The sequence below is a fragment of the Flavobacterium sp. NLM genome (assembly GCF_002210235.1).
Lineage (GTDB): Bacteria > Bacteroidota > Bacteroidia > Flavobacteriales > Flavobacteriaceae > Flavobacterium > Flavobacterium panici.
This window is the reverse complement of record NZ_LIAC01000005.1, coordinates 88,991-102,313: the sequence shown is the minus strand read 5'-3', so window position 1 is coordinate 102,313 and position 13,323 is coordinate 88,991. Positions and strand designations below refer to the sequence as shown.

The 13,323-nt window shown below is 34.9% G+C and carries 8 protein-coding genes; all 8 read left to right on the top strand.

The features are described 5' to 3' along the window. The first annotated feature begins 242 nt into the window (after positions 1-242). On the top strand, positions 243-3,356 hold the full coding sequence (locus APR43_RS07580; protein ID WP_053472575.1) for a SusC/RagA family TonB-linked outer membrane protein: 3,114 nt from the start codon (positions 243-245) through the stop codon (positions 3,354-3,356). Positions 3,357-3,370: 14 nt separating this feature from the next. Beyond that, the gene (locus APR43_RS07575; RefSeq protein ID WP_053472632.1) at positions 3,371-4,879 is read left to right on the top strand and encodes a RagB/SusD family nutrient uptake outer membrane protein; all 1,509 of its coding nucleotides are present in this window, start codon (positions 3,371-3,373) and stop codon (positions 4,877-4,879) included. Between the two features lie 24 nt (positions 4,880-4,903). Further along, the gene (locus APR43_RS07570; protein WP_123924600.1) at positions 4,904-5,782 is read left to right on the top strand and encodes a hypothetical protein; all 879 of its coding nucleotides are present in this window, start codon (positions 4,904-4,906) and stop codon (positions 5,780-5,782) included. A gap of 133 nt (positions 5,783-5,915) precedes the next feature. Further along, on the top strand, positions 5,916-7,370 hold the full coding sequence (locus APR43_RS07565) for a glycoside hydrolase family 30 protein (protein ID WP_053472577.1): 1,455 nt from the start codon (positions 5,916-5,918) through the stop codon (positions 7,368-7,370). Positions 7,371-7,461: 91 nt separating this feature from the next. Beyond that, a complete protein-coding gene (locus APR43_RS07560) occupies positions 7,462-8,931 on the top strand; it encodes a glycoside hydrolase family 30 protein (protein WP_053472633.1) in 1,470 nt (489 codons plus the stop codon). A gap of 25 nt (positions 8,932-8,956) precedes the next feature. After that, entirely contained in the window at positions 8,957-10,429 is a 1,473-nt protein-coding gene (locus tag APR43_RS07555; protein WP_053472578.1) for a glycoside hydrolase family 30 protein, read from the top strand. An 18-nt stretch (positions 10,430-10,447) separates the two neighbouring features. Continuing rightward, positions 10,448-12,205 carry a cellulase family glycosylhydrolase gene (locus tag APR43_RS07550; RefSeq protein WP_053472579.1) on the top strand — a complete coding sequence of 586 codons (1,758 nt, stop codon included), beginning with the start codon at positions 10,448-10,450 and terminating at the stop codon, positions 12,203-12,205. A gap of 6 nt (positions 12,206-12,211) precedes the next feature. After that, entirely contained in the window at positions 12,212-13,294 is a 1,083-nt protein-coding gene (locus APR43_RS07545; RefSeq protein WP_053472580.1) for a glycoside hydrolase family 16 protein, read from the top strand. Positions 13,295-13,323 lie beyond the last annotated feature (29 nt).

The following is a 13,323-nucleotide window of genomic DNA, read 5'->3' as shown; positions in this document are numbered from 1 at the left end:
ATAAAAATAAGCAATCTTATATAATTGTAGTGTTTATTTTTTCAATTAACATTTTCATAACATCTTATTTTTTGTTTTTAAATATCACTATATTAGATATTTATAAAAAAAATGATGTGTTTTTGTAATGTATAAAATTTTAATTTGATGTGTTTTTGTAATGAAATTTAAATGTTGATAGTAAAAAAATAACATTATTATTGCATCAAATTACTAATTAATTAACCAAAATTTTTAGAAAAATGAAATTAACAAAATTACTTATTTTTTGTGTTTCGTCTTTATTATTCTCGGTTATAGCTGTGGCTCAGGATGTCACAGTAAATGGAATGATAAACGATGAAAGTGGAATGCCGGTTCCGGGCGCAACAGTTGTCCTAAAAGGTACAACAAAGTCGACCGCATCAGATTTTGATGGGAAATTCCAAATACAAGTACCTTCAAACGGAGTTTTGACAGTTACTTTTATAGGATACACTACAGTAACTGAAGCTGTAAACGGAAGAACAAAAATTACAATTCAATTAAAACCAGAATCACAAACATTAAATGAGGTTGTGGTAGTTGGTTATGGTACTCAAAAGAAAGCAGTAGTTACAGGTGCAATTTCAAGTGTAAAAGCTGCAGATTTAGAGAAAGTACCAAATGGTAGAGTTGAACAGGCTTTACAAGGTAGAGCAGCAGGTGTTAACGTAGCTTCTACATCAGGTCAGCCAGGATCTGCTGCAAAAGTGCGTATTAGAGGTATAACTACTTTTAGAGAAGGTGGTAATGATCCGCTTTGGGTAGTTGATGGAATTGTAATTGATGCTGGAGCTACAGGCTTTATTAATCAATCTGATGTTGAATCTATTGAGGTTCTTAAAGATGCTGCTTCTGCTGCAATTTACGGTACTCGTGCAGCAACAGGGGTTATCTTGGTAACCACTAAAAAAGGTAAATCTGGAAAAATTAGTGTAAACTATAATGGTTTTGCCGGAATTTCTTCACCAGCTAAAAGATTAGATTTATTAAATGCAACACAATATGCTACATTAATGAATGAAAAATTAGCTGCTGACGGAAATGCTATCAGATATGCAAATCCAGCTGCTTTAGGAAAAGGAACTGATTGGCAAGATGCTATTTTTAATAATCAGGCATTTAGATACAATCACGAATTAAGTATAAGCGGTGGTGGTGAAAAATCTACATTTTATGCTTCATTTGGTATTCAGGACCAAGAAGGTATTGTTACAACTGATATTTCTGGTTATAACAAAAAGAACTTTCGTTTAAACTCAACTCATAAAATATCTGACTATTTTACTTTTGGTCAAACTTTTGGGTTCACAAGACAAAAATCACAAAGTCTTGGAAATACTAACAGTGAGTTTGGAGGACCGTTAAGTTCTGCAATTAACTTAGATCCAACAACTCCTTTAGTGGTAACAGATCCAGTACTTGCAGCGACAGCTCCTTATAACAATCCATTAGTTATTCGTGATGCAAACGGTAATCCTTATGGTATTTCACCATGGGTAGGTCAGGAAATGACAAATCCATTGGCATACACTCAAACAAGATTAGGCGGATATAACTGGTCTGATGATTTTGTTGGTAATGCTTATCTTGAAGCTAATGTTACAAGTCACATAAAATTTAGAACTACTTTTGGAGGTAAAATTTCGTACTGGGGAAGCCAAGGTTTCACACCTTCATTTTTCCTAAGTAATAACGTAAATTCAGCTAGAAATAATTACACTCAAAACAACGAGAAATCATTTGCCTGGACAATTCAAAACACACTTAACTATTCAAATAAATTCGGAGATCACAATGTAAATGTTTTACTTGGTCAGGAAGCTTTAGCTGAAAATATTGGAGGTGCAATTGGAACTACTATGTATGGTTTACCAATTACAGATTACCGTCAGGCATCTTTCAATTTTGACGTTCCTCAAACAGACAGACTAAGCTGGTCTAGTGATAAAGACGTTCATAAGTTGGCTTCTTTATTTGCACGTGCTAATTATGATTACATGGAGAAATATCTTTTTACAGGTATTGTTCGTCGTGATGGTTCTAATCGTTTTGGAAGTAATAAAAAATGGGGAGTTTTTCCTTCATTCTCTTTAGGATGGGTACTTTCAAAAGAAGGATTTTGGAAAGAAAATGAAGTAGTTAATACTTTGAAACTTCGTGGAGGTTATGGAGTAGTAGGAAACGACAACATTGGTGCAGATAAATATCTTCCTGTTGTAGTTGGAGGTTATAATTACACTATTGGAAATACTGGTAATATTACTACAGGTTATGCAAACTCAACTTTACCAAATCCAGATTTAGGGTGGGAAGAAACTTCTCAGGCAACTGTTGGTCTTGATGCAAGATTATTGAACGATTTTACGCTGTCTTTAGATTATTTTAAAAAGAAAACAAGCGGAATTTTAAGAGATGTTGTAATTCCTGGATATGTTGGTGTAGCTGAGTCGCCTTCAGCTAATATTGCAGATATGAATAACTCAGGTTTTGAAATTGAATTAGGTTTCAAAAAGAAACTTGGAGATTTCAATTTAGGTGTTAATGGAAACTTTGCAACATTGAAAAATGAGGTTACTTACATCAATACAAATACAGATTTTATAATTGGTGATGCAAGTTTTCAATCAATGGGACCTGTTACAAGAACTAAGGTTGGACAATCTTTCAATGAATTCTATGGTATGAAAACTAATGGAATTTTTCAAAATGAAGCAGAAGTTCAAGCTTACAGAAATGCAGCTGGTGGTTTAATTCAGCCAAATGCTAAGCCAGGGGATTTCCGTTGGGTTGATACAGATGGAGATGGTACAATAGATGAAAACAAGGATAAACAATTTTTAGGGACTAGTATTCCTAAATATACATTTGGACTTACTGTAAATCTTGATTATAAAAACTTCGATTTCATGGCATTTGCTCAAGGAGCTGCAGGAAGTAAAATTTTCCAGGGATTAAGAAGACTAGATATTTTGAATGCTAATTACCAGACAGAAGCTTTAGGTCGTTGGACAGGAGAAGGTACATCAAATGATTATCCAAGATTAACAAATAATGACCCTAATAAAAACTACAGTTTAATGTCAGATTTTTATCTTGAAAAAGGTGATTATGTACGTTTGAAAATTGTTCAATTAGGCTACACTTTACCATTAAAATTATCATCTAATATTGGAGCAGATAAAATTCGTTTTTATTTAAATGGAGAAAATTTAATCACATTTACTAAATACACAGGTTATGATCCAGAAATTGGAGGATTGGTAAACGGTGTAGATAAGGGAGTTTATCCACAAGCTAGAACTATAATGTTTGGGGTTAACGTTCAATTTTAATAAATAATATGATTATGAAAACAATAAAACTTAAATATATATTCTGTGGTATAGCTATGGCTGCAATAGGATCTTGTTCGGAAGATTTTATCACCACTAGTCCGAAAGGAAAATTAGATGCCGAAACCTATTACTCAAATGAATCACAAACTTATGCTGCACTAGTTGGTGTTTATGATCCTATTAGAAAAAATACAGGTGGTTTCGAAAATATCGTTGCGATGATGAACGCTGGTTCAGATGATTTCTGGGCAGGTGGAGGTAGTGCTACAGATGGTGCTGGAATTCAAAATTTTTCAAGCCATTCTCTTACTTCAACTTTAATGCCGGCAAGTTACTGGAATGATCATTATCAAGGGATTTACAGAGCAAATGTTTTAATTTCAAAATTGCCAAGTGCTTCAATGTCTGATGCTGTAAGAGCTAGATTTACTGCTGAAGCAAAATCATTACGAGCATTATATTATTTTAACCTGGTTAGAATGTTCAAAAACATTCCTTTGATTTTAGAGCCATTAACAGCCAGCGATATCTTTACACCTGAACAGGCTAAACCTGAAGATGTGTATGCTCAGATAGAAAAGGATTTGAGAGAAGCAATTCCTGTTTTACCGGGAACAGTTCCAGCTGGAGAATTAGGACGTATGACTAAGGGTGGTGCACAGGCTTTACTAGGAAAAGTATATCTTTTTGACGGTAAAAATGCTGAAGCTGCTACAGTTCTTGCAGAAGTTAATGGTACACCAGGAGCTACTAATCAATATGGTAACAAGCTGCTGGCTAAATTTAGTGACTTATGGGTTGTTGCAAATAAATTCAATGCAGAATCACTTATTGAAGTATCGCATAGTTCTGCAGGTAACTCTGATTGGGGATTCTGGGGATCAGGTAGAGACGAAGGAAATTCATTAAATGTAATGGTTGGGCCTAGAAGCTATACAAGATCTGCTAACTCTTCGGCACCAGATCTTCCTTCAGGATGGAGTTTTAGTGTACCTACACAAAAATTATATGATGCAATGAAAAATGACCCGCGTTTTGAAGCTACAATCTTAGATGTGAAAGCATTAAAAGCTGCAGGAAAAGCTGATTATATTGCAGCGAATCAAGATACAGGTTATTTCTTAAACAAATTCTTACCTAGAATGACAGATGTTCGTACAGGTGGTGGAGCTGCAGAATTAAACTACAAACAAGATTCATATGTCATCAGACTTGCTGATACTTATTTATTAGAAGCTGAAGCTTTAGGAGCAACTGGTGCAAGAGCTCAGGCATTATTAGATGCTGTTAGAGCCAGAGTTGGACTTGCTTCTGTTCCGGTTACACTTGCAGCTATTAAAAATGAAAGAAGAATGGAACTTGCTGGTGAAGGACACAGATTCTTCGATTTAGTAAGATGGGGAGATGCTGCTGCTGCATTAGCAGACAGAGGCTTTACTGCTGGTACTGATGAAATTTTCCCAATACCTTATGTTGAGCTAACAGGTACTAAACTACAACAAAATCCTAACTACCAATAACCAATAACCAAAAAACTAAATAAAATGAACCTAAATATAAATTTAAAAAAAGGAGTTTTCCTAATGCTTGCAATAGCATTAGGAACACTAGCCAGTTGTGATGACGATGCTGGAAGCGGAAATGGTTTAACAGCTTCAAGCGTAGATGCTTCATTTACTGTAACTCCGGTTGCAGGTGCTGTAAATACTTACCTTTTAAGTGCACAAACTAAAGGTGTTATCGGATCAAAATGGAATACTGGAGACGGAGACTATTCTGGAAAAATGAATGAAACAATTGTTTTGCCAGATGCCGGAACCTATACAATTACCCATACTGCTATTGGAGCAGGAGGAGCAACAGGAAAAGCAACTTCACAAATTGTAGTAGCAACAACTGACCCGGCAAAAGGTAACTTAGTTCAGGGAGGTTCTTTTGAAACTGCAGCAGATCAGGCAAAATGGTCAGTTTTAAACTTAAGTGCTACTGGTGCAGCTTTCTGGTCTTATGCTAATAAAAGTGCAACTATTCATTCTCCTGGAGGATGGGCTCAAGAAGGAATTTACCAGGCAATTGATGTAGTGAAAGATAAAGAATACACAATTGATATGTTAGTTTCTTGTCCAAGCGGTTCTGATGAAACTTGGTTTGAAGTTTATGCTGGAAAATCAGTTCCTAAATCTGGTGTTGAATATAAAGACAATAAAGTAATGGGATTAAGTACTTGGGACGGTTGTGCTAAAGCAGCATTCTCAGGTAAATTATCTACAGTAGGTTGTGTTAAAAATGATGCGACTGCAACTGTTTCTAATGTTGTTAAGTTCTCTGAAACTGGAAAAATATATCTTTTAATTAGATCTGGAGGTAACACATTTACAAAAGATGGAATTACCGTTACTAAGATTGAATTAAGAGGAAAATAAAAGTTTAAGTTAAGTTTAAGTTTGGTTGTAAATAGCCCATAATCATTATGAGTATGGGCTATTTTTAAATCCTAAGCAATCAGAGAACGAGTTTCTGAAAACTTCTTTTAGAATTAAAAAATCAAAGAAAAGAATGAAAAAAAATACTTTAAAGTTTCTGTGCTTTTTGTTTACAGTCACCGCTCTTGCACAGCAGACAAAAGCAAAGAAAGAATTTACAACCAACGGGAAAAAGATAACGGTTTACACTACTGCCGAAAATTCAAAACTGAGATTAACATCAACAGATAATTTGACTTTTTCAGCATCAAAACAGCCTCTTGAAACGGAGATCTCTGTTTTTGTAGAACCGTCTAAAAAGTTTCAAACATTTATGGGAATTGGAGGTGCCATTACTGACGCAAGTGCCGAAATTTTTGCTAAACTTTCAAAAGAGAAACAAACAGAATTTTTAAATGCCTATTACGATAAACAAAAAGGAATTGGCTATTCTTTGCTAAGAACCACGATCCAAAGTTCTGATTTTAGCAGTGGAAGCTACTCTTATATCACAGAAGGAGATAAAGATTTAAAAACGTTTACTATTGAACACGATAGACAATTTCGTATTCCGTTAATCAAACAGGCAATCCAGACTGCAGGAGGAAAATTATTAACTTATGTTGCACCTTGGTCTCCTAATGCTTTCATGAAAAGCAACGGAAACGTACTAAAAGGAGGAACATTATTACCAGAATATTATCAAACCTGGGCAAACTTTTATGTCAAGTTTATAAAAGAATATGAAAAAGAAGGAATTCCAATTTGGGGAACTTCAACTCAAAACGAGCCAATGGCTGTTCAAACTTGGGAATCTTGTATTTACACCGCAGAAGCTGAAAGAGATTTTATTAAAAACTTTCTAGGGCCAACTTTGAAAAAAGAAAAACTTGGAGATAAAAAAATCATCGTTTGGGATCACAATCGTGACCTGATGAATTACAGAGCAAACGTAATTTACTCTGATCCTGAAGCCGCAAAATATGTTTGGGGAATGGGTTTTCACTGGTATGAAAACTGGTCAGGAGGAGACTCTATGTTTGACAATGTTGCAAAAGTAAACGAAGCTTATCCAGACAAAAAACTTTTGTTTACAGAAGGATGTGTAGAAAAATTCGATGCTGCAAAATATCAGTTTTGGGGTAATGGAGAACGTTACGGAATTTCTATGATTAACGATTTCAATAACGGAACCGTTGGATGGACAGACTGGAACATTCTTTTAGATCAAAACGGAGGGCCTAATCATGTTGGAAATTTCTGTTTTGCACCAATTCATGCAGACACAACAACAGGTGAGTTAATTTACACACCCTCTTACTATTACATAGGGCATTTTTCAAAATTCATTCGACTAAATGCAAAAAGAGTTAGTTCTGCAGTTAGCAGAAGCGGTTTGTTAAGTACATCATTTTTAAATACAGATGGTACAATGGCAACAATTGTAATGAACAAAACAGATAAAGAAATTACATATAATTTGATAATAGCAGCAGAAAAATCAGTAGTTAAAATTCCTGCACACGCTATACAAACGCTTGTTTATTAATATTTTTTGAGTTAACAGAAGAGGGCTGATTTGAATCATCCAACTCAGCCCTCAATTTTTAACTAGAAATAAAATGTTTTTTGAAGTAACAATGAAAACCATCAATAGAATCTTATTAGTTTTAATAATAATTTTGCAAGTAAGTTGTTCAACATCAAAAACTGCAAACGGATCAGCTGTTTCTGCATCCAAAACAAATAAAAAAATTACGGTTTACACTACAGCCGAAAATACCAATTTGAGATTATCATTATCAGATAATCTAATTTCAAATTCTACTGCACAACAAACAAAATCAACGGTATCAATTTCTTTAGATGCCGATAAAACAGATCAGACTTTTTTAGGAATTGGCGGCGCAATTACAGACGCAAGTGCTGAAGTCTATGCAAAGCTATCTCCAAAAAAACAACAAGAATTCCTAACCGCTTATTACGATAAAAATAAAGGAATAGGATATACTTTAGCCAGAACAAATATTCATAGCTGCGATTTTAGCAGTGACAGTTATACATATGTTGCAGAGGGTGATAAAGATTTAAAAACCTTCAACATTGATCACGATCGAAAATATAGAATTCCATTAATAAAAAGTGCAATCGAAACTGCCGGCGGGAAATTAACGTTATTTGTTAGTCCATGGAGTCCCCCAGCTTTCATGAAAGACAATAATGATATTTTGCACGGCGGCGTTTTGTTGCCAGAGTTTGCACAATCATGGGCAAATTATTATGTTAAATTTATAAGAGCTTACGAAAAAGAAGGAATTCCTGTTTGGGGGTTAACCATTCAAAATGAACCAATGGCAAAGCAAAGATGGGAATCTTGCATTTACACTCCAGAAGCCGAAAGAGATTTCCTGAAAAACTTTCTGGGACCAACTTTAGAGAAAGAAGGATTAAATTCTAAAAACGTAATAATCTGGGATCACAATCGCGGAGATATGTTAACCAAAAGAGCCAATCTTGTTTTTTCAGATCCTGAAGTTTCAAAATATGCATGGGGAATTGGGTTTCATTGGTACGAAACATGGAACGGCGGCACACCTAAATTTGAATCAGTAAGGGAAGTACACGAAGCTTTTCCAAATAAAAATTTACTTTTTACAGAAGGTTGTATCGAAAAATTTGATGCTTCAAGATTTCAGTTTTGGGGAAATGCAGAACGATACGGAGTTAATATGATTAACGATTTTAATAACGGAACCGTTGGATGGACAGACTGGAATATTCTTCTGGATCAAAACGGAGGTCCAAATCATGTTGGGAATTTCTGTTTTTCACCAATTCATGCTGATATTACAAAAGATGAATTAATCTACACGCCGATGTACTATTACATAGGACATCTTTCAAAATTTATTCGCCCAAATGCGAAAAGAATAATACAGACAATAAGCGATAAAAAATTAATAAGCACATCTTTTAAAAATTCTGATGATAAAATAGTAACCATTGTCATGAATCAATCAGATAATGAGATTATTTACACCCTAATAAACCACAATTCACAAAATACTATAACTATCCCGGCACACGCAATACAAACTATTGTATACTAAGTGCTGCACTAAAAAACAATCAAAAATGAAACTAAATTTTAAAAACACTATAAAAATACTGTTCTTCTCAATGGCAGTATTTTCTCAGGTAAAATGTTCTACATCAAACGATGCAGTTGATCCTGTAGTAAATCCACCTGTTGTAAACCCACCAGTTGTGGTAACAAACGATGTTGATTTCTGGTTAACAAAAGGAGACCAAAGCGTATTGTTAGCAAAACAAAATGGAACATTAGGATTTGGTACAGTACCAAATTCATATACAAATATTGAAGTTAACGCAGCGCAAAAATATCAAACTGTTGATGGTTTTGGTTATACATTAACTGGAGGAAGTGCTGATGTAATTAATCAGTTAACGGCAGCTAAAAAAAGCGCACTTTTACAAGAATTATTTGGTACCGGAGCTAATTCAATTGGAATTAGTTATTTAAGAATCAGTATTGGAGCATCAGATTTAAATGCTGCGCCATTTACATATGACGACCTTGCAGCGGGAGAAACTGATTTGACTTTGGCAAAATTTAGTTTAGAAAAAGACAAAGCAGGAGTAATTGCACTTTTAAAAGAAATTCTGGTAATTAATCCAAAGATTTTAATTTTAGCAACACCTTGGTCAGCTCCGCTTTGGATGAAAGACAAAGACAGTTTTATTGGAGGAAAATTGCAAACACAATATTATGATGTTTATGCAAAATACTTTGTAAAATACATTCAGCAAATGAAAGCGGAAGGAATTACAATTGATGCAATAACTCCGCAAAACGAACCTTTACATGACGGAAATAATCCAAGTATGTACATGTCTGCAGTAGAACAAGGTAATTTCATAAAAAACAATTTAGGACCGGCTTTAAAAGCGGCAAACCTTAGTGTAAAAATTATTGCTTACGATCATAATTGTGATAATCCAAATTATCCAAAATCAATTTTGGCAGATGCAGATGCATTTCCTTTTGTAGACGGATCAGCATTCCATTTATATGCCGGAGATATTAGTGCATTAAGTAATGTTTACAATTCTTATCCAACAAAAAATGTGTATTTCACAGAACAATGGACATCTTCAGCAGGGGATTTTGCCGGAGATTTAAAATGGCATGTTCGAAACGTGGTTATTGGCTCGATGAGAAATTACAGTAAAAACGCATTAGAATGGAACTTAGCTAATGATGGATCTTTCCAGCCTCATACAAACGGCGGCTGTTCTATGTGTAAAGGTGCGTTGACCGTAACTTCATCAGAAAGTTTTCAGCGTAACGTTGCCTATTATATTATTGCTCACGCATCAAAATTTGTTCCTGCAGGATCTATCAGAATTGCAAGTAACTCAAGCGGAAGTTTACAAAACGTTGCTTTTATAACACCATCTGGATCAAAAGTTTTAGTAGTAGTAAATGATTCGACAGTAAGTGAAATTTTCAATGTTAAGTTCAATGATAAATGGATTACAACTTCTCTTGAGGCAGGAGCTGTTGGAACATACACTTGGAAGTAAAGTAAAATTGGTTTTCAAATGAAAAAAGCAATAATAACATTACAGCTTTTGTTTTCCATTACAGTTTTTGGACAAGGTTTTCTACACAGAGACGGACAAAAAATTGTTGACGGAAACGGAAAGAACATCATTCTAAGAGGCTTAGGCCTTGGTGGATGGATGGTTCAGGAAGGTTATATGTTACAAACACAGCCTTTTGCAAGTCCGCAATACCAAATCAAACAAAAAATTGAAGAAGTTATTGGAGAGCAGGGAACAAAGGAATTTTATGCAGCCTACAAAGCAAACGGAATCACAAAGCGTGATATCGATTCGCTGGCAGCTTGGGGTTTCAATTCGATTCGTCTTCCAATGCATTATAACTTATATACGCCGCCAATTGAGCAGGAAAAAAATGGAGAAATCACCTGGATAGAAGAAGGTTTCACCATAACAGATAATTTATTGAAATGGTGCGAAGCAAACAAGATTTACTTGATTTTAGATTTACACGCTGCACCAGGCGGACAAGGAAATGATGCCGCAATTTCTGATTACGACACCACAAAACCATCATTATGGCAAAGTGAAGCCAATCAGAAAAAAATGATTGCTTTATGGAAAAAACTGGCTTCACGATACAGAGACAGTCAGTGGCTTGGAGCTTATGATATTATCAACGAACCAAACTGGAATTTTACCGGATCAAATAAAAATGGCTGCGACGAAAACTCAAACGGACCTTTAAGAGATTTAATGATTGCCGTTACAAAAGCAATTCGCGAAGTCGACACCAACCACTTAGTAATTATCGAAGGAAATTGCTGGGGAAATAATTACAATGGAGTTTTCCCTTTATGGGATGAAAACATGGCGCTGAGTTTCCACAAATACTGGAACTACAACGACAAGGAATCTATCCAGAAAATGCTGGATTACAGAACCCAATATAATGTTCCTATCTGGTTAGGAGAAAGTGGCGAAAATTCAAACGTTTGGTTTAAAGATGCCTTGACATTGGTGGAAACTAATAATGTTGGATGGGCTTTTTGGCCAATGAAAAAAATCGAAAATATTGCAGGTGTAACTTCCGTAACCAAAATTCCGGAATACGATGTTTTACTTAAATACTGGAGAGACGGCGGTCAAAAACCATCAGCAGAATTTTCGAAAAAAGCATTAATGAAAATGGCAGATAACTACAAAATGGAAAACGTAACCGTTAAGCCAGATGTAATCGATGCCATGTTCAGACAAGTGCAGACAAACGACACAAAACCGTATAAAACACACACAATTCCCGGCAAAATCATTGCAACGCAATATGATTTAGGAACAAATGGATTTGCTTATTCTGATAAAGATTTTATCAATTACAGAGTGGCAACAGGAAATTTTGATCAGTGGAATAAAGGAAACACAATGCGTAACGATGGCGTTGATATTTTGCCTTGTAAAGATATCGGATCAAACGGTTATCAGGTTTCATTTATTGAAGATGGAGAGTGGTTACAATTTACTGCACAGGTTAAAAAACAAAATAAATACAATATTGCCATTCGTTATTCAAGCGAAAACCTGGAAGGGCAGCTTCATTTAGAAACAGCAAATGGCACAAAATCAAAAACCATAACATTGCCTGTAACTGGTGGAAATGAAAAATGGAAAACCATTATTTTATCTGATGTAGAATTAAACGCAGGTGAAAATAAAATAAAAGTAGTTTTTGAAAAAGGAGGATTCAATTTGAATTATCTGGATTTTTTGGACGGTAAAAAAAGTGTTTCTAAAAAATAAAAGCAAATGAAAAAATTTAAAAATATAATGAACAAAGCAGGTTTTCTAACCTCTATTTTATTGCTGATATTTCAATCTTGCAGCAGCAGTAACGATAGCTCAGACGGAGGTTCAGATAATCCAGCCCCTTCAAACTTAACTATTCAGGTTGAAGTTGTGGGTAAAACTGCCGCAAATCCTGATGGGGACGGAAGCGGTAAAGTGAACTTAAAAATTAATGCTGCAAATGCAGTTTCGTATAAAGTTTTAATAGACAATCAGCTTAAAGAAATTTCAAACGGAGAACTTACCTACACATTTACAGGTTCAGGGACAAAAACATATTCTATAATTGTTTCGGCTTACAATGGTTCTGGGCAATTTATCAGTTCAACTTCTTCAGTAAATGTATATGTTGCCAGAAAAATACTTTGGGCAGATGAGTTTGATGTAGATGGTGCGCCAAATACTTCGAAATGGGGTTACAACACAGGAACAGGAGACGGATGGGGAAATAACGAATTAGAATATTACACAACTCGTCCAGAAAACGTAATTATTTCAAATGGTACCCTAAAAATTAAAGCCATTAAAGAAGAGTATATGGGAAGCCATTATACATCAACAAGAATGCTTACAAAAGGTAAATTTTCATTTAAATACGGAAGGGCAGAAGTTCGTGCAAAATTACCAGTTGGCGGCGGAACATGGCCGGCATTCTGGATGTTAGGAGATAATATCGATACTGCGCCTTGGCCTGCTTGTGGTGAAGTTGATATTCTGGAATCAGTTGGAAATAATCCAAACGTGAACCACTCTTCATTGCATTCGCCTGGACGTTCAGGAAACACGCCTGATACTAAAACGACAACAGTTCCAAATTCAGCGACAGAATTTCATATTTACGCTGCAGAATGGAGTGCTGAAAGCATTAAGTTTTATGTAGATGATAATTTGTTTTATACCTATGCAAATTCTGCTTCAACACCATTTAACGCTAATTTCTTCCTGATTTTAAATTTAGCAATGGGAGGAAATTTTGGAGGAACAGTTGATCCAAATTTCACTAATGCAACTTTCGAAGTTGATTATGTGAGAGTATATAATTAACATAAGTTTTAAATAAGTTTTTTTCTTTA

Coding starts and splice junctions, on each gene's coding strand:
- APR43_RS07580 (WP_053472575.1), top strand. CDS start 243: ATGAAATTAACAAAATTACTTATTTTTTGTGTTTCGTCTTTATTATTC.
- APR43_RS07575 (WP_053472632.1), top strand. CDS start 3,371: ATGAAAACAATAAAACTTAAATATATATTCTGTGGTATAGCTATGGCT.
- APR43_RS07570 (WP_123924600.1), top strand. CDS start 4,904: ATGAACCTAAATATAAATTTAAAAAAAGGAGTTTTCCTAATGCTTGCA.
- APR43_RS07565 (WP_053472577.1), top strand. CDS start 5,916: ATGAAAAAAAATACTTTAAAGTTTCTGTGCTTTTTGTTTACAGTCACC.
- APR43_RS07560 (WP_053472633.1), top strand. CDS start 7,462: ATGAAAACCATCAATAGAATCTTATTAGTTTTAATAATAATTTTGCAA.
- APR43_RS07555 (WP_053472578.1), top strand. CDS start 8,957: ATGAAACTAAATTTTAAAAACACTATAAAAATACTGTTCTTCTCAATG.
- APR43_RS07550 (WP_053472579.1), top strand. CDS start 10,448: ATGAAAAAAGCAATAATAACATTACAGCTTTTGTTTTCCATTACAGTT.
- APR43_RS07545 (WP_053472580.1), top strand. CDS start 12,212: ATGAAAAAATTTAAAAATATAATGAACAAAGCAGGTTTTCTAACCTCT.